Raw genomic sequence first — 17,088 nt, forward strand, 5'->3', positions numbered from 1 at the left:
GCCGACCCGTGCCGCCGACCCGCCGCGACCCGCGGAGCGGGCAGACCCGAGGAGCTCACGAACGTGCCCGAGCAGATGACCCTGACCGTCGACGGCGTCGAGACCCCGGTCGCGCAGGGCACGACGGGCGCCGAGCTGTTCGCCGACCGCCGGGACGTCGTCGTCGTCCGCGTCGACGGCGAGCTGAAGGACCTCGCTGCGCCGCTGGCGTCCGGCGCGGTGGTGGAGCCGGTGACCATCGACTCCCCGGACGGGCTCGCGGTGCTGCGGCACTCGGCCGCCCACGTGCTCGCGCAGGCGGTGCAGGAGGTCAACCCGAAGGCGCGGCTCGGCATCGGCCCGCCGATCACCGACGGCTTCTACTACGACTTCGACGTCGAGACCCCGTTCACCCCCGAGGACCTGAAGGCCATCGAGAAGGTCATGGGCCGGATCGTCAAGGAGGGCCAGACCTTCCGGCGGTGGGAGGTCACCGAGGCGCAGGCGCGCGAGGAGCTCGCTGCCGAGCCGTACAAGCTCGAGCTCATCGGGCTCAAGGGCGAGGCCGGGGACACCGACGGCGCGTCCGTCGAGGTGGGCCTCGGCGGGCTGTCGATCTACCAGAACGTGCGCGGCGCCGGGCGGGAGTCCGAGACCGTCGTGTGGCAGGACCTGTGCCGCGGTCCGCACCTGCCCTCCACCCGCCTGATCGGCAACGGCTTCCAGCTCACCCGGTCCGCGGCCGCCTACTGGCGCGGGTCGGAGAAGAACCCGCAGCTGCAGCGGGTCTACGGCACCGCGTGGCCGACCAAGGACGAGCTCAAGGCCTACCTCGAGCGGATCGCCGAGGCGGAGCGCCGTGACCACCGGAAGCTCGGCAACGAGCTCGACCTGTTCTCGTTCCCCGAGGAGATCGGGTCCGGCCTGGCGGTCTTCCACCCCAAGGGCGGCATCATCCGCATGGAGATGGAGGAGTACTCGCGCCGCCGGCACGTGCAGGCCGGCTACTCCTTCGTGAACTCGCCGCACATCACCAAGGAGCAGCTCTTCCAGATCTCGGGCCACCTGGACTGGTACGCCGACGGCATGTACCCGCCCATGCAGCTCGACGCGGAGTACCACGAGGACGGCACGATCCGGCGCGAGGGGCAGAACTACTACCTCAAGCCCATGAACTGCCCGATGCACAACCTCATCTTCGCCTCGCGCGGGCGGTCGTACCGCGAGCTGCCGCTGCGGCTCTTCGAGTTCGGCACCGTGTACCGGTACGAGAAGTCCGGCGTCGTGCACGGCATGACCCGCGCGCGCGGCTTCACCCAGGACGACGCGCACATCTACTGCACGCGCGAGCAGATGAAGGACGAGCTGACCAGTCTGCTCACCTTCGTCCTCGACCTGCTCAAGGACTACGGGCTCGACGACTTCTACCTGGAGCTGTCGACCCGCAACCCCGAGAAGTCGGTGGGCTCCGAGGAGGTCTGGGAGGAGGCGACCGAGACCCTGCGCGAGGTCGCCGAGGCCTCGGGCCTCGACCTCGTGCCGGACCCGGGCGGCGCCGCCTTCTACGGCCCCAAGATCTCGGTCCAGGCCAAGGACGCCATCGGCCGCACCTGGCAGATGTCGACCATCCAGCTCGACTTCAACCTCCCCGAGCGCTTCGAGCTCGAGTACACCGCCCCCGACGGCACCCGGCAGCGCCCGGTGATGATCCACCGCGCCCTGTTCGGCTCGATCGAGCGGTTCTTCGCCGTGCTGACCGAGCACTACGCCGGGGCGTTCCCCGCCTGGCTCGCCCCCGTCCAGGTGCTGGCCGTGCCGGTCGCCGAGCCGTTCGAGCCGTACCTCGACGAGGTGGTCTCCCGCCTGCGCGCCCAGGGGATCCGTGCCGAGGTCGACCGCTCCGACGACCGCTTCGGCAAGAAGATCCGCAACGCCTCGACGCAGAAGATCCCGTTCGTGCTCATCGCCGGCGGGGAGGACGCCGAGGCCGGTGCCGTCTCCTTCCGCTACCGCGACGGCCGGCAGGACAACGGCGTGCCCGTCGACGTGGCGGTCGAGCGGATCGTCGCGGCCGTCCGCGACCGCGTGCAGGTCTGAGCCGTGCCCTCCTCCGACGACGTGGAGGTCGAGCCCGCCGACGCCTTCGCCGGCGTCCCGGACGGGCTCGACCGCCTCTGGACCCCGCACCGCATGGCCTACATCGGCGGGCAGGACAAGCCCGCGGACGACTCGCCGGGGGACGGCTGCCCGTTCTGCCGCATCCCCGGCCTGCCGGACGAGCAGGGGCTCGTCGTGCACCGCGGCGCGGTCGCCTACGTGGTGATGAACCTCTACCCGTACAACTCCGGGCACCTCCTGGTGTGCCCGTACCGGCACGTCGCGGACTACACCGAGCTCACGCCGTCCGAGGTCGCGGAGGTGGCGGACCTCACGCGCACCGCGATGCGGGTGGTGCGCGACGTGCTCGCGCCCGACGGCTTCAACCTCGGCATGAACCAGGGGCAGGTCGCGGGCGCGGGCATCCAGGCGCACCTGCACCAGCACGTCGTGCCCCGCTGGGGTGGCGACGCGAACTTCCTGCCGATCGTGGCGCGCACGCGCGCGCTGCCGGCGCTGCTCGGCGACACGCGTGAGGCGCTCGCCGCCGCGTGGCCCGCCACCACGAAGGGATGACGGACGCGTGCTGAGCCGACTGCGCGGGGTGATGACGCGGCTGTGGACGCCGCTCGCCGACGCGCTCCTGCGCCGGGGGGTGTCGCCGGACGCCGTGACGATCACCGGGACGCTCGTCGTCGTCGTGACGGCCCTGTGGGCGTTCCCCACGGGTCACCTGCTGCTCGGTGGCCTGCTCATCGCCGTCTTCACGCTCACCGACTCGCTCGACGGGGTGATGGCGCGGCGCGCCGGGCGCAGCAGTCCCTGGGGGGCGTTCCTCGACTCCACGCTCGACCGCTTCGGTGACGGCGCGATCTTCGCCGGCCTCGTGCTCTGGTACACCGGCGGCGGCGGCTCGCGGCTCACCGCCGTCCTCGCGCTCGCGTGCCTGGTGCTCGGCTCGATCGTGCCGTACGCCCGGGCGCGTGCCGAGGGCCTGGGCATGACGGCCGCGGTCGGGATCGCCGAGCGCGCCGAGCGGCTCGTGGCCGTGATCGTGGCGACGATCCTGGTCGGCGCCGGGCTGCCCGACGTCGTCATGACCGTCGTCCTGGGGCTGCTCGCGGCTGCGTCGGCGGTCACGGTGGTGCAGCGCATGGCCACGGTCCGTCGCCAGGTGCGGGAGGCGGCCCCGTGATCGACGTCGCCCGCGCCTACCACCTCGCGTGGCGCGTCGGCCACCGGGTCCCCGGCGTCGTCGTGCGCGGGCTGAGCACGCTCGGCGCGGACGTCGCGTGGGCGCGCCGCGGGTCCGGCGTGCGGCGCCTCGAGGCCAACCTCGCCCGGGTGCGCCCCGAGCTGGACGAGCGTGCGCTGCGTCGGCTCTCGCGCGCGGGCATGCGCTCGTACATGCGCTACTTCGGTGAGGCGTTCACGCTGCGCGCGCTGAGCACGGACCAGCTCGCGGCCCGGGTGCGGGTCGAGGGCCTGGAGAACCTCCTGCCGCACCTCGACGAGGGGCGGCAGATCGTCGTCGCCCTCGGGCACACGGGCAACTGGGACCTCGCCGGCGCCTGGGCGGCCGCTCACGTCGCGCCGGTCACGACCGTCGCGGAGCGGCTGAAGCCCGAGGAGCTCTTCCAGGAGTTCCTCGCCTTCCGCGAGAGCATCGGCCTGCGGATCATCCCGCTGACCGGTGGCGGCGACGTGTTCCGGCAGCTGGTGCACGTCACCCGCACCGGACCCGGGCTCCTGCCGCTGCTGGCGGACCGCGACCTCACGGCCAAGGGCCTCGAGGTCGACCTCTTCGGGCAGCGCGCGCGGGTGGCGGCCGGGCCGGCCGCGCTGGCGGTGACCACCGGCGCGCCGCTGGTCGCCGCGTCCATCAGCTACGAGCGGCTGCGTCGTGCCCGGCGGCGGGCGGCCGGCGGGCCGTGGGGGATCGTCGTGCGCTTCAGCCCTCGCATCGAGGTCCCCGCGGACGCGCCCCGCGCCGACAGGGTGCACGCCCTGACGCAGGCGTGGGTGGACGTCCTCGCCGATCAGATCCAGGCACACCCCCAGGACTGGCACATGCTGCAGCGCGTGTTCGTCGCGGACCTCGACCCTGCCCGCGACGCGGCTCGCCGCGCGACGGGGGAGCCGGCTGCGGGCGACGACGCCCTGGGCCCGGAGACCGCCACGTGACCAGCACCCGCCCCCTGCGCGTGGGGATCGTGTGCCCCTACTCCTTCGACGTGCCCGGGGGCGTGCAGTTCCACGTCCGGGACCTGGCCGAGTCGCTCATCGGGCGTGGCCACGAGGTGTCGGTGCTCGCTCCCGCGGCCGACGACACCCCCGTCCCGCCCTACCTGGTCGCGGCCGGCCGCGCGGTCCCCGTGCACTACAACGGGTCCGTCGCGCGGCTCACGTTCGGCCCCGTGACGGCCGGCCGGGTGCGGCGCTGGCTGGCCGCCGGCGAGTTCGACGTGCTGCACCTGCACGAGCCCGTCACGCCGAGCCTCGGCATGCTCGCCCTGTGGATCGCGGACGGCCCGGTGGTGGCGACGTTCCACACCTCGATCGTGCGGTCCCGCTCCCTGCAGATGGCGTACCCGCTCGTCCGTCAGTCCCTGGAGAAGATCTCCCTGCGGATCGCGGTCTCGGAGGACGCGCGGCGCACGCTCGTCGAGCACCTGGGCGGCGACGCGGTGGTGATCCCCAACGGGGTGTGGGTCGACACCTTCGCGAACGCCGGCACGGACCCCCGGTGGACCGGCACGCCGCAGGCGCCGACCGTGGCGTTCCTCGGCCGCCTCGACGAGCCCCGCAAGGGGCTCGCCGTGCTGCTGCGCGCCGTCACGACCGTGCTCGACACGTACCCGGGTGCACGGTTCCTCGTCGCGGGCAGCGGTGACACGGGCCAGGAGCAGGCGCGTGAGCTGCTGGGTGACCGGGCCGGCGCGGTCGAGTTCCTCGGCGGCGTCAGCGAGGAGGACAAGGCGCGGCTGCTGTCCTCCGTGGACGTCTACTGCGCGCCGCAGACCGGCGGCGAGAGCTTCGGCATCGTCCTGGTCGAGGCGATGGCGGCCGGGACGACGGTGGTCGCCAGCGACCTGGGCGCGTTCGCGCGCGTGCTCGACGACGGGGACGCCGGCGTGCTGTTCCGCACCGGTGACCCGGCGGACCTCGGCGCCACCCTGGTGCGGGTGCTCGGCGACGCCGCCCTGCGCGAGCGGATCAGCGCGCACGCGTCGCGCGTGGTGCGCCGCTACGACTGGTCGGCGGTGACCGACCAGGTGCTCGCCGTCTACGAGATGGCGGTGGCGGGTCGCGATGCGCCCGTCGGCGAGGACCCGTCGTCGCTGCGCGGCGCCCGCCTGCTCGAGCTGCGGCGGAACCGCACGTGACGGGCGCGATGGACGGCACGGCCGTCCTGGTGGTCGTCGGCGTCGTGCTGCTGGCGCTGTGGCTGGTGTGGGTGCGCGCCAGCCGGCTGGACCGACTGCACCGCAAGGTGGCGGCGTCTCGCGCGGTGGTCGACGCGCAGCTCGTCCGGCGTGCGACGGTGGCGTCGGAGCTGGCCACCAGCGGCCTGCTGGACCCCGCGAGCTCGGTGGTGCTGGGTGAGTCGGTGTGGGAGTCGCTGACCGCCGCGGGCGCGGTCGACGTGCCGGCGGGGCTGCTGCCGCCCGACGTGCACGAGGTGCTCGGCGCCCCGGACGCGCCGGGTGAGCCGGTGGACCGGTCCCAGGTGGAGAGCGAGCTCACGGCAGCGCTGCGCGAGATCCTGGACGACGCCGACGAGGTGGCCGCGCTGGCCACCGACCCGCTCGGCGCCCGGCTGCTGGGCGACCTGGCCGCCGCCTGGTACCGCGTGCAGCTGGCGCGTCGGTTCCACAACGAGGCCGTCGCCCAGACGCAGCGCGTGCGCCGAAGCGCCTCGGTGCGGCTGCTACGGCTCGCGGGGCACGCGCCCGAGCCGCGCACCCTCGAGCTCGACGACGCGTGGCCCCACGGCCTGGCACGGCCCGGCGAGAGCGCACGGCCGGTGCCCCCGGAGGTCGGCGCGACCGGCGCCTGACGCGCGCTGTCCGCGTGCCGGTCGTCCGTCCACCGCCGGGGTCGTCCTGCCTAGGATGGATGTGTCCCCGACCACGGCGGCCGGCGTCCGGCGTCGCGCCGTGCCGCCGGGCACCGCGGCAGGCGGGCCCCCCGCCACCACCGATCGAAGAGGTCTGACGTGACCCAGAACTCCCAGCCCGCCGCCGGCGAGGTCGGCACCGCGCGCGTGAAGCGCGGCATGGCCGAGATGCTCAAGGGCGGCGTCATCATGGACGTCGTCACCCCGGAGCAGGCGAAGATCGCCGAGGACGCGGGCGCCGTCGCCGTCATGGCGCTCGAGCGGGTCCCCGCGGACATCCGGGCGCAGGGCGGCGTGGCGCGCATGAGCGACCCCGACCTCATCGACGGCATCATCTCGACGGTGTCCATCCCGGTGATGGCCAAGGCCCGCATCGGGCACTTCGTCGAGGCGCAGGTGCTGCAGGCGCTCGGCGTCGACTACGTCGACGAGTCGGAGGTGCTGACGCCCGCCGACTACGCGCACCACATCGACAAGTGGGCGTTCACCGTCCCGTTCGTCTGCGGCGCGACGAACCTCGGCGAGGCGCTGCGGCGCATCACCGAGGGCGCGGCGATGATCCGCTCCAAGGGCGAGGCCGGAACCGGTGACGTGTCCAACGCGACGACGCACATGCGCACGCTGCGCGACGAGATCCGCCGGCTGACGTCCCTGCCCGAGGACGAGCTGTACCTCGCGGCCAAGGACCTGCAGGCACCGTACGAGCTGGTCAAGGAGGTGGCGACGGCCGGGAAGCTGCCCGTCGTGCTCTTCACCGCCGGCGGCATCGCGACGCCTGCGGACGCGGCCATGATGATGCAGCTCGGCGCCGAGGGCGTGTTCGTCGGCTCGGGCATCTTCAAGTCCGGCAACCCCGCCGAGCGCGCCGCGGCCATCGTCAAGGCCACCACGTTCCACGACGACCCGGACGTCATCGCCAAGGTGTCCCGCGGCCTGGGTGACGCCATGGTCGGCATCAACGTGGACGACGTGCCGGTGCCGCACCGGTTGGCCGAGCGGGGCTGGTGAGCACGACCGGCCCGCACGGCGCCGAGGTGGGTGGCGCGTCGGCCGCCGTGTTCGGGAGCGACTGGGTCCCCGGCCCGGACGGCCTGCTGCACCGGCGCGCCGCCCGCGTCATCCTGCTCGACGAGCACGACCGCGTCCTGCTCGTCCGCGGCCACGACGTCGACCTGCCGGAGCGGTCGTGGTGGTTCACGGTGGGCGGTGGCATCGACGCGGGGGAGACGTCCCGGCAGGCCGCGGTGCGGGAGGTCCGCGAGGAGACGGGCATCGTGCTGGCGCCCGACGAGCTGGTGGGCCCGGTGTACACGCGGTCCGCGCTGTTCGACTTCGCCGCCCGGACGTGCCGGCAGGACGAGGACCTGTACCTCGCCCGCGTGCCGGCGACCGACCTCGTGACGACGCGCGACGGCTGGACCGCGGTCGAGCTGGACGTCCTCGACGAGCTGCGGTGGTGGGACCTCGACGAGCTGGACCGCGTCACGATCGAGGTGTTCCCGGCCGGGCTCCCCGAGCTCGTGCGGGCCGTCCTGGTGTGGGACGGCACGACGCGCCACCTCGGTCTCGTCGAGGAGTGACGCGTCGCGGGCGGCCCCCCGCGCCGTGCGTACTGGTCGGTAACATCCCGGTCACGTCACCCGGCTAGCGTCCGGCGCATGCCTCGTGCCGCCGCCTCCTCGCCCGTCGCCCGGATCCCGCGGTCGGGCATCCGCACCCTCATGGACCTCGCGCTGGGTGACCCGAGCGCCATCCACCTCGAGATCGGCGAGCCCGACGCGGGTCCCGCCGAGCACGTCGTGGCGGCGGTCGCCGCGGCCGCGCGGGACGGACGCACCGGGTACACCTCGAGCACGGGCCTCGTCGAGCTGCGCGTCGCGGCGGCCGAGCGCGTCGCGCGCACCCACGGACGTCCCACGTCGCCCGACGAGGTCGTGGTGACCCACGGCGCGATGCACGGGCTGGCCATGGCCATGGCCACGCTGCTCGCCCCGGGTGACGAGGTGCTGCTGCCCGACCCCACCTTCCCGAACTGGGACATGGCGGCCGTCGCGGCCGGTGCCGCCGTGCGCACCTACCCGGCGCACGCGGCCGCCGGCTTCGTGCCGGACCCTGCCGAGGTGGCGTCGCGCGTGACACCGCGCACCCGCGCGCTCGTCGTGTGCTCGCCCAACAACCCCACGGGGGCGGTGTACCCGCCCGACGTCGTCGCAGGGCTGGTCGAGGTCGCACGGCGCCACGACCTGTGGCTGCTGTCGGACGAGTGCTACGAGGCCATCACCTTCGACCGCCCGCACGTCAGCCCGCTCGCGTACGACACGGACGGGCGGGTCCTCGGGTTCTTCAGCGTCTCCAAGACCTACGCGCTGACGGGCTGGCGCACGGGTTGGGTCGTCGTCCCCGCGCCCGACGTCGTCGAGGCGCTCGGCCACCTGGCCGAGGCGACCGTCGCCTGCCCGTCGACGCCCGGGCAGGTGGCGGCGCTGGCCGCGCTCACGGGGCCGCAGGACGGCGTCGCGGACGCCGTGGCGTCCTACCGGGAGCGGCGGGACGCCGCGTGCGCGCTCCTGGCGCGCCGCGGCGTGGCGCACGTCGTGCCCGACGGCGCGTTCTACCTCATGGTCGACGTCGGGACCTCCGACACCGATGCCTTCGCCCGGGGCCTGCTGGCACGTCGGCACGTCGCGGTCGCGCCCGGGTCGACCTTCGGGACGGCCGCCGCGGGGATGGTGCGGGTCTCGCTCGCGGCGCCGCGGGACCAGCTCCTGCTCGGGCTGGAGCGGCTGGCCGACGAGGTGGCGGACCCCACGGGCGCTGCCGGGCGGCCCCTCGCCGTGGTCGGGCCGGCCGCGGTCGAGGACGCCTAGGATCGGCCACCGTGACCCCCACCATCGGTGTGCTCGCCCTGCAGGGCGACGTCCGCGAGCACCTGGCGGTGCTCGGCTCCCTCGGCGTCGGCGCGGTCGCGGTGCGCCGCCGCAGCGAGCTCGACGCCGTGGACGCGCTCGTGCTGCCCGGGGGTGAGTCGACGACGATCGACAAGCTGCTGCGGGCGTTCGAGCTGGACGGCCCCGTGCGGGACCGGCTGGCCGGCGGCATGCCCGCCTACGGGTCGTGCGCCGGCATGATCCTGCTCGCCGACCGGATCATCGGCGGCATCGAGGGGCAGCGCACGCTCGGCGGCGTCGACATCACCGTGCGGCGCAACGCGTTCGGGCGGCAGGTCGACTCCTTCGAGACGGACCTCGTCCTGGACGGGGTGGAGGAGAGCGCGCACGACCCGGTGCACGCCGTGTTCATCCGGGCGCCCTGGGTCGAGGAGGTGGGACCCGCAGCCACCGTCGTCGGACGCGTCGCGGAGGGCCCCGCCGCCGGTAGGATCGTTGCGGTGCGCCAGGGCCCGCTGCTCGTGACCTCGTTCCATCCCGAGGTGACCGGGGACCCGAGGGTGCACCGACTGTTCGTGCAGATCGTCCGCGACAGCCTGTGACGTCGCGGATCCCCGGCCCGCCCGCACCTGGGCGGCGCCCCGGGAGCGACGCGGGCGGATCAGCGGAGACGAAGGGGTAACGAGCCATGTCGGGTCACTCCAAGTGGGCCACCACCAAGCACAAGAAGGCCGTCATCGACGCGAAGCGGGGCAAGCTCTTCGCCAAGCTCGTCAAGAACGTCGAGGTGGCCGCCCGTACGGGCGGCGGTGACCCCGCGGGCAACCCGACGCTCTTCGACGCCATCCAGAAGGCCAAGAAGTCGTCCGTCCCGAACGACAACATCGACCGTGCCGTCAAGCGCGGCTCCGGCCAGGAGGCCGGCGGCGCGGACTACCAGTCGATCACGTACGAGGGCTACGGCCCCGGCGGTGTCGCGGTGCTGGTCGAGTGCCTGACGGACAATCGCAACCGGGCCGCGTCCGACGTGCGGGTGGCCTTCACGCGCAACGGCGGCCAGATGGCCGACCCCGGGTCGGTCCAGTACATCTTCAGCCGCAAGGGCGTGGTCATCGTCCCCAAGGAGGGCACCGACGAGGACGCCGTCATGGAGGCCGTGCTCGAGGCGGGCGGCGAGGAGGTCACCGACCTCGGCGAGTCGTTCGAGGTGCTGAGCGAGGCCACCGACCTGGTGCCCGTGCGGACCTCCCTGCAGGAGGCCGGCATCGACTACGACTCGGCCGACGTCGTGTGGTGGCCGTCGACGCAGATCGAGGTCGACGCCGACGGCGCCCGCAAGATCCTGCGGCTGATCGACGCGCTCGAGGACTCCGACGACGTGCAGAACGTGTACGCCAACTTCGACGCCTCCGACGAGGTCATGGCCGAGCTCGACGCCGAGTGACGCACCGCACCCTCCCGGGTGCGCGCACGGGCCCCGCCACCGGTGTGGCGGGGCCCGTCCTGCGTCCGGCGGCTGCGACGATGGCCGCGTGCGCGTGCTCGGAGTGGACCCCGGCCTGACCCGGTGCGGCCTCGGCGTCGTCGACGGGCTGCCCGGACGGCGCGCCCGTCTCGTGCACGTGTCGGTCGCGCGCTCCGACCCCGCGCTCGACGTCGACCAGCGGCTGCTCCTCATCGAGCGCGCCCTCGAGGAGTGCATCGAGGAGCACGCGCCCGACACCGTGGCGGTCGAGCGCGTCTTCGCGCAGCACAACGTGAGCACCGTGATGGGGACCGCGCAGGTCGCCGGCCTGGCCATGGTGGCGGCGGCCCGTCGCCGCATCCCCGTCGCCCTGCACACGCCCAGCGAGGTCAAGGCCGCGGTCACGGGGTCCGGCCGTGCCGAGAAGGCGCAGGTCCAGACGATGGTCGCCCGGCTGCTCGGCCTGGACGACCTGCCGCGGCCCGCGGACGCCGCGGACGCCCTCGCCCTGGCGATCTGCCACCTGTGGCGCCCGGCGGGAGCGCTGGGGGCACCGCAGCGCGAGCCCGGGGCCCTCACTCCCGCGCAGCGCCGGTGGGCGGAGGCGGAGCAGGCGGCGCGCCGCCGGGGGTGACGGCTCGCGTGTCGTTCGTACAGGTGTTCGCCCGGGTGTGGCACAGTGTCCCGGTCGACGACGGGAGGAGCGCGCGGTGATCGCGTCGGTGCACGGGACCGTGCTGGCGGTACGGCTGGACTCGGCCGTCCTCGAGGTCGGTGGTGTGGGTCTGCTGGTCCAGGCGACCCCGGCGACGCTCGCCGGTCTGCGCGTCGGGCAGCCTGCGCGGCTCTTCACGTCCCTCGTGGTGCGCGAGGACTCCCTGACCCTGTTCGGCTTCGCCGACGACGACGAGCGCGACGTGTTCGAGACCGTGCAGACGGTCTCGGGCGTCGGGCCGCGCCTCGCGCTGGCGATGCTGGCCGTGCACACCCCGGACGGGCTGCGCCGTGCGGTCGCGGACGAGGACCTGGCGGCGCTCGTGCGGGTGCCGGGCATCGGACGCAAGGGTGCGCAGCGCATCGTCCTGGAGCTGGGGGAGCGTCTGGGGGCGCCCGCGCCCACCGGCGCCGCCTCCGCCCCGCTGTCGGCCGACCACCGCGAGCAGGTCGTCGAGGCCCTCGTGGGCCTCGGCTGGCCGCTGCGGGCCGCGCAGGACGCGGTCGCGGCCGTGCTCGACGGCACCACCGGCCCGGTCGGCGCCGACGAGGTGCCCGGCGTGCTGCGCGCCGCCCTGCGCTCGCTGGGGAGCGCCCGTGCCTGAGGACGCGACGGACCCCCTCGGCGGCGGACGCATCGAGGTGGGGGAGCCCGACGCCTTCGACGCCGGCTCGGTGGTGCGTCCCGCCGCGGACGAGCCGGAGCGTGCCGCCGAGGCGGCGCTGCGGCCCCGTCGGCTGGAGGAGTTCGTCGGGCAGCGCGTCGTGCGAGACCAGCTGTCGCTGGTGCTGGAGGCGGCGATGGCGCGGGGGCGGGCACCGGACCACGTCCTGCTGTCGGGCCCGCCGGGCCTCGGCAAGACGACGCTGGCGATGATCATCGCCGCCGAGCTCGGCGCGTCGCTGCGGGTCACGAGCGGGCCGGCCATCCAGCACGCGGGCGACCTGGCCGCGGTGCTGTCCTCCCTCGACGAGGGGGAGGTCCTGTTCATCGACGAGATCCACCGGCTGGCCCGCCCGGCGGAGGAGCTGCTGTACGTGGCCATGGAGGACTTCCGGGTCGACGTGGTGGTGGGCAAGGGGGCGGGCGCCAGCGCGATCCCGCTGTCGCTGCCGCCGTTCACCGTCGTCGGTGCCACGACCCGGGCGGGACTGCTGCCGGCGCCGCTGCGCGACCGGTTCGGGTTCACCGGCCACCTCGACTTCTACGCCGACGACGAGCTCGAGCGTGTGCTCGTGCGGTCCGCCGGGCTGCTGGGCGTGCCGCTCGACGCCGAGGCCGCGGCCGAGATCGCGTCGCGCTCGCGCGGCACGCCGCGCATCGCGAACCGGCTGCTGCGCCGGGTGCGCGACTGGGCACAGGTGCGCGGTGACGGCCACCTGTCGCTGGACGCCGCCCGGTCGGCGCTGGCGGTCTACGAGGTCGACGAGCGCGGGCTGGACCGGCTGGACCGTGCTGTCCTCGACGCGCTGTGCCGCCGGTTCGGTGGCGGCCCCGTCGGCCTGACGACGCTCGCGGTGGCGGTCGGCGAGGAGCCCGAGACGGTCGAGACGGTGGCCGAGCCCTTCCTCGTGCGGGAGGGCCTGGTGGGGCGCACGCCGCGCGGCCGCGTCGCCCTGCCACCGGCGTGGGAGCACCTCGGGCTGGCGGTCCCCGTGGCCTCGGACACGCTCTTCGGCTGAGCGCGCGGCGCCCTTCGGGCACCGGGTGGGAACGTCGCAGGACCCTGGGACGTTGGAGCGGCGGGCCGCGGCGCCTAGACTGCGGCGGACGTCTGACACGAATGCGGAGAACCACCACCCCATGGACTACTCGTTCCTCATCATCATGCTGCTCGCGTTCGCCGCGCTGTGGTTCATGTCGAGCCGCACGCGCAAGCAGCAGCGCGAGGCCGCCGAGCTGCGGAACAACCTGGAGGTGGGGGACGAGGTCATGACCGCCTCCGGGCTCTTCGGGACCGTCACGGCCATCGACGGCGACGTCGTCACGCTCGAGTCCACGCCCGGCACGCAGACGCGTTGGCTGCGCGCCGCGATCGGGCGCCGCACCGAGGCCGTCGTGGGTGAGCAGCCGTCCGAGACCGAGGACCCCGCCGTCCAGGACGAGCCCGTGGTGGACGTGCCCGACGACCTGTCCTCCCTGCCGCCCGAGCCCCCGACGACGCCGGACGACCGTCGCGACGACAAGTGACCCACCGGCCCGGGCGATGACGCCCGGGCCCCGACCCCACCGGCCGGTCCTCCCGGGCGGTGCGCGCACGAGAGAAGAACTCCGTTGGCCCCTCCTCCCCGCCGCCGTGAACGGCCGGTCCGTACGCTCGTCATGCTCGGGCTGCTGGTCGTCGCGCTGTTCGCGTCGATCCTCGCCGGCACCCGCTGGAGCGACGCGTCCCTGACGCCGAACCTCGCGCTCGACCTCGAGGGCGGGACGCAGATCATTCTCGAGCCCGTGCCCGAGGCCAAGGGCGACGTCACCTCCGAGACGATCAACCAGGCGATCGCGGTCATCCGCCAGCGCGTCGACGCCTCCGGCGTCGCCGAGGCGGAGATCACCAGCCAGGGTGGCGACAAGATCGTCGTCGCGCTGCCGGGCCGTCCCGACAAGGAGACCCTCGACCTGGTCCGCACCTCGGCGCAGATGGAGTTCCGTCCGGTCCTCGTCATGGGGGCCCCTGCGGCGACGCCGCAGGACCCCGCGGCGTCCCCGGCGGCCGACCAGCCGACCAAGGAGTCCCCGGACGGGCCGAGCGACATCGCGTACTACGTGACGCCCGAGGTGCAGCAGGAGTTCGACGCCCTCGACTGCACGCTGCCCGAGAACCGGGCCGGTGGCGCCCCCGGCGACCCCGACACCGCGTTCGTCGCGTGCGACCAGGAGGGCCTGGCCAAGTACATCCTCGGCCCGGTCGAGATCCCCGGTGCGGACATCAAGAGCGCGACGTCCGGCATGGGGACGACCTCCACGGGTGCCTCCACGGGCCAGTGGGTCGTCAACCTGGAGTTCACCGGCGCCGGCACCCCGAAGTTCACCGAGGTCACGACGCGCCTGGCGAGCCAGACCCCGCCGCTCAACCAGTTCGCGGTGGTGCTCGACGCGCTGGTGATCTCCGCCCCGTCGGTCAACGAGGTCATCCCCAACGGCCAGGCGCAGATCTCCGGGTCGTTCGACCGCGAGTCCGCGGCGACGCTGGCGAACCAGCTGAACTTCGGTTCGCTGCCCATCAGCTTCACGGTCCAGAGCGAGCAGCAGATCTCCGCGACGCTCGGCTCCGAGCAGCTCCAGAAGGGCCTTCTCGCGGGTGTCTTCGGGCTGCTGCTGGTCGTCGTGTACTCCCTCTTCCAGTACCGCGCGCTGGGCCTGGTGACGGTCGCCTCGCTGCTCGTGGCGGCACTCGTGACCTACGGGGTCATCACGCTGCTGTCCTGGCTGCAGGGCTACCGCCTCTCGCTGCCCGGTGTCGCCGGCCTCATCGTGGCGATCGGCATCACGGCCGACTCGTTCATCGTGTACTTCGAGCGCATCCGGGACGAGCTGCGGGACGGCCGGGCCCTGGGTGCCGCGATCGAGAAGGGCTGGGAGCGGGCGCGTCGCACGATCCTGGCGTCCGACGCGGTGAACTTCACCGCCGCGATCGTGCTGTACCTGCTCGCGGTCGGCGGCGTGCGGGGCTTCGCGTTCACCCTCGGCCTGACGACGGTGGTCGACCTGCTCGTCGTGTTCCTGTTCACGCACCCGCTGATGGTCCTGCTGGGCCGTACCCGGTTCTTCTCCGAGGGGCACCCCGCCTCCGGGCTCGACCCGCGCCGCCTCGGCGTCGACGTGCTGCGGTACGGCGGCCGCGGCCGCGTGGTCACGCCGGGCCAGCGCACGGCGGGTGCACCGGCCCCCGAGTCCGCACGCGAGCCGGTCTCCGTCGGCAGCGGTGGCGGCCTGACCATTGCCGAGCGCCGCGCCGCGGCCCGTGCCGCGCAGTCGGCTGCGGCACCACCGCCGGACGCACCGCCCGCGTCCGGGACCGACGAGCCCGCCGCCGAGCGCGCCGAGGGGAGCGACCGCTGATGGCCACGGGATTCGCCCAGTGGGGCAACGACCTCTACACGGGCCGCCGCTCGTACGACATCGTCGGCAAGCGGCGCAGGTGGTACGCCATCTCGCTCGTGCTCGTCCTCATCTCCGCGGTGCTGCTCGTCAAGCCGGGCCTCAACCCCGGCATCGAGTTCCGCGGCGGCTCGGAGTTCATGGTCTCGGGTGTGCCCACCGACGACCAGCAGCTCGCGGTCGACACGGTGCAGGCCGTCTCGCCCGAGGAGGCCCCGCGCGTCACGACGGTCGGCGGCAGCTCGCTGCGCATCCAGACGGCCGAGCTCACCAACGAGCAGGTCGAGGAGGTCAAGAACGGTCTCGCCGAGGCCTTCGACGTCGGCCAGGACCAGATCACCAGCGCCTACATCGGCCCCTCGTGGGGGCAGGACGTCTCGCAGAAGGCCGTGACCGGTCTGCTCGTCTTCCTGCTGTTCGTGTCGCTGGTCATGACGGTGTACTTCCGCAACTGGCGGATGGCGGCGGCGGCGATCATCGCCCTGTTCCACGACCTCATCATCACCGTCGGGATCTACGCGGCCATCGGCTGGGAGGTCACCCCGGCCACCGTCATCGGGTTCCTCACGATCCTCGGGTACTCGATCTACGACACGGTCGTCGTGTTCGACAAGGTCCGGGAGAACACCGCGGACACGCTGGAGCAGACGCGCTTCACGTACGCCGAGCGGGCCAACCTGGCCGTCAACCAGACCCTCGTCCGGTCGATCAACACCTCGGTCGTCGCGCTCCTGCCGGTCGCGTCGATCCTCGTGATCGGTGCGTTCGTCCTGGGGGCCGGGACACTGCGGGACATCGCCCTGGCGCTGTTCGTCGGCATGTTCGTCGGGACGTTCTCGTCGATCTTCATCGCCACGCCGCTCGAGGTCACGCTGCGGGAGCGCGAGCCGCGGATCCGTGAGCACACCGCCAAGGTCCTGGCGGCGCGCGCGGGTAGCGACGGCGCGCAGGGCGAGGGCCTCACCGCCGGTGCGGTGCACGCGGCCGCGGCCCTGCGGCCGGGCGGCCACCTGGGCCAGGGCGCGCAGCCCCGGCGCAAGGGCCGATGAGCCCGCAGCCCGACGGGCCGGTCACGGTGCCCGGCCCGTCGGACCAGCGGGCCGCGCTGGCCGGTCGGATCGACGCGCTGATGCGCACCGTGCCGGACTACCCGGAGCCCGGGGTCCTGTTCCGCGACATCATGCCGCTGCTGGCGGACGCCGGCGCCTTCGCCGAGGTGGTCGGGGCGCTGGCCGCCGACGCGCCGGGGCCGATCGACCTCGTGGCGGGCATGGAGGCGCGCGGGTTCCTGCTGGCCGCGCCGGTGGCGACCGCCCTGGGTGCCGGTGTCGTCCCCGTCCGCAAGGCCGGCAAGCTGCCCGGACCCGTCGCGTCGCAGACGTACGCGCTCGAGTACGGGACCGCCGCGGTCGAGGTGCAGCCGTTCACCATTCCCGACGGTGCGCGCGTGCTCGTCGTCGACGACGTCCTGGCGACCGGCGGCACGGCGGCAGCCACCGTCGAGCTGCTGGAGTCCTGCGGTGCCACCGTCGTGGGGCTGAGCTTCCTCGTGGAGCTCGAGGCGCTGGGCGGGCGTGCGCAGCTGCCGGGACGCTTCGTCGACGCGCTGCTGACCATCGCCTGACCGTGCGCCCCGCCGGCGGGGCGCACGCACCGGTGCGGGGCGTGTGCGCCGGGCGGGGCCGCACGCGTCGCGGCCGTAGAATCGAGCGATCACGGAAAGGGG

General features: G+C 74.0%; 18 protein-coding genes. All 18 read left to right on the top strand.

Features of this window, described 5'->3' with window-relative positions:
- The first annotated feature begins 75 nt into the window (after window positions 1–75).
- The 18 genes from thrS (at window position 76) to KG103_RS09160 (ending at window position 16,986) form a co-directional block, all read left to right on the top strand.
- The gene (thrS, locus tag KG103_RS09075) at window positions 76–2,076 is read left to right on the top strand and encodes a threonine--tRNA ligase (RefSeq protein WP_207342132.1); all 2,001 of its coding nucleotides are present in this window, start codon (window positions 76–78) and stop codon (window positions 2,074–2,076) included.
- Between the two features lie 3 nt (window positions 2,077–2,079).
- Window positions 2,080–2,652, top strand: coding sequence for an HIT family protein (locus tag KG103_RS09080; RefSeq protein WP_207341998.1), 573 nt, complete (start codon window positions 2,080–2,082; stop codon window positions 2,650–2,652).
- Between the two features lie 7 nt (window positions 2,653–2,659).
- Window positions 2,660–3,271 carry a phosphatidylinositol phosphate synthase gene (gene pgsA / locus KG103_RS09085; protein ID WP_207341997.1) on the top strand — a complete coding sequence of 204 codons (612 nt, stop codon included), beginning with the start codon at window positions 2,660–2,662 and terminating at the stop codon, window positions 3,269–3,271.
- On the top strand, window positions 3,271–4,260 hold the full coding sequence (locus KG103_RS09090; protein ID WP_207342131.1) for a phosphatidylinositol mannoside acyltransferase: 990 nt from the start codon (window positions 3,271–3,273) through the stop codon (window positions 4,258–4,260). The genes pgsA and KG103_RS09090 overlap by 1 nt, the downstream gene beginning before the upstream one ends.
- 14 nt (window positions 4,261–4,274) lie before the next feature.
- Window positions 4,275–5,462, top strand: coding sequence for a glycosyltransferase family 4 protein (locus KG103_RS09095; RefSeq protein ID WP_207342130.1), 1,188 nt, complete (start codon window positions 4,275–4,277; stop codon window positions 5,460–5,462).
- Window positions 5,459–6,136: a hypothetical protein gene (locus tag KG103_RS09100; protein WP_372434919.1), complete on the top strand. Its 678-nt coding sequence runs from the start codon at window positions 5,459–5,461 to the stop codon at window positions 6,134–6,136. The genes KG103_RS09095 and KG103_RS09100 overlap by 4 nt, the downstream gene beginning before the upstream one ends.
- A 159-nt stretch (window positions 6,137–6,295) precedes the next feature.
- Complete coding sequence (gene pdxS / locus KG103_RS09105) at window positions 6,296–7,204, top strand: pyridoxal 5'-phosphate synthase lyase subunit PdxS (RefSeq protein WP_207341996.1); 909 nt, start codon at window positions 6,296–6,298, stop codon at window positions 7,202–7,204.
- Window positions 7,201–7,776: an NUDIX hydrolase gene (locus KG103_RS09110; protein WP_372434918.1), complete on the top strand. Its 576-nt coding sequence runs from the start codon at window positions 7,201–7,203 to the stop codon at window positions 7,774–7,776. Before pdxS ends, KG103_RS09110 begins: the two co-directional genes overlap by 4 nt.
- Before the next feature lie 78 nt (window positions 7,777–7,854).
- Entirely contained in the window at window positions 7,855–9,063 is a 1,209-nt protein-coding gene (locus tag KG103_RS09115; protein WP_207341995.1) for a pyridoxal phosphate-dependent aminotransferase, read from the top strand.
- A gap of 11 nt (window positions 9,064–9,074) precedes the next feature.
- Window positions 9,075–9,686, top strand: coding sequence for a pyridoxal 5'-phosphate synthase glutaminase subunit PdxT (gene pdxT / locus KG103_RS09120; RefSeq protein WP_207341994.1), 612 nt, complete (start codon window positions 9,075–9,077; stop codon window positions 9,684–9,686).
- Between the two features lie 86 nt (window positions 9,687–9,772).
- Window positions 9,773–10,528 carry a YebC/PmpR family DNA-binding transcriptional regulator gene (locus KG103_RS09125; protein ID WP_207341993.1) on the top strand — a complete coding sequence of 252 codons (756 nt, stop codon included), beginning with the start codon at window positions 9,773–9,775 and terminating at the stop codon, window positions 10,526–10,528.
- A gap of 88 nt (window positions 10,529–10,616) precedes the next feature.
- Complete coding sequence (gene ruvC / locus KG103_RS09130; RefSeq protein WP_207341992.1) at window positions 10,617–11,183, top strand: crossover junction endodeoxyribonuclease RuvC; 567 nt, start codon at window positions 10,617–10,619, stop codon at window positions 11,181–11,183.
- A gap of 76 nt (window positions 11,184–11,259) precedes the next feature.
- Window positions 11,260–11,868 carry a Holliday junction branch migration protein RuvA gene (gene ruvA, locus KG103_RS09135; RefSeq protein WP_207341991.1) on the top strand — a complete coding sequence of 203 codons (609 nt, stop codon included), beginning with the start codon at window positions 11,260–11,262 and terminating at the stop codon, window positions 11,866–11,868.
- Between the two features lie 70 nt (window positions 11,869–11,938).
- Window positions 11,939–12,946, top strand: a complete 1,008-nt coding sequence (gene ruvB, locus KG103_RS09140) for a Holliday junction branch migration DNA helicase RuvB (protein ID WP_372434921.1) — start codon at window positions 11,939–11,941, stop codon at window positions 12,944–12,946.
- A gap of 121 nt (window positions 12,947–13,067) precedes the next feature.
- On the top strand, window positions 13,068–13,454 hold the full coding sequence (yajC, locus tag KG103_RS09145; RefSeq protein ID WP_207341990.1) for a preprotein translocase subunit YajC: 387 nt from the start codon (window positions 13,068–13,070) through the stop codon (window positions 13,452–13,454).
- A 132-nt stretch (window positions 13,455–13,586) separates the two neighbouring features.
- Window positions 13,587–15,323, top strand: coding sequence for a protein translocase subunit SecD (gene secD, locus KG103_RS09150; RefSeq protein ID WP_207341989.1), 1,737 nt, complete (start codon window positions 13,587–13,589; stop codon window positions 15,321–15,323).
- The gene (gene secF / locus KG103_RS09155; protein WP_207341988.1) at window positions 15,323–16,411 is read left to right on the top strand and encodes a protein translocase subunit SecF; all 1,089 of its coding nucleotides are present in this window, start codon (window positions 15,323–15,325) and stop codon (window positions 16,409–16,411) included. Before secD ends, secF begins: the two co-directional genes overlap by 1 nt.
- A complete protein-coding gene (locus tag KG103_RS09160) occupies window positions 16,408–16,986 on the top strand; it encodes an adenine phosphoribosyltransferase (RefSeq protein WP_207341987.1) in 579 nt (192 codons plus the stop codon). Before secF ends, KG103_RS09160 begins: the two co-directional genes overlap by 4 nt.
- The last annotated feature ends 102 nt before the right edge of the window (window positions 16,987–17,088 follow it).

This window comes from Cellulomonas wangleii (assembly GCF_018388445.1).
Classification (GTDB): Bacteria; Actinomycetota; Actinomycetes; order Actinomycetales; family Cellulomonadaceae; genus Cellulomonas; species Cellulomonas wangleii.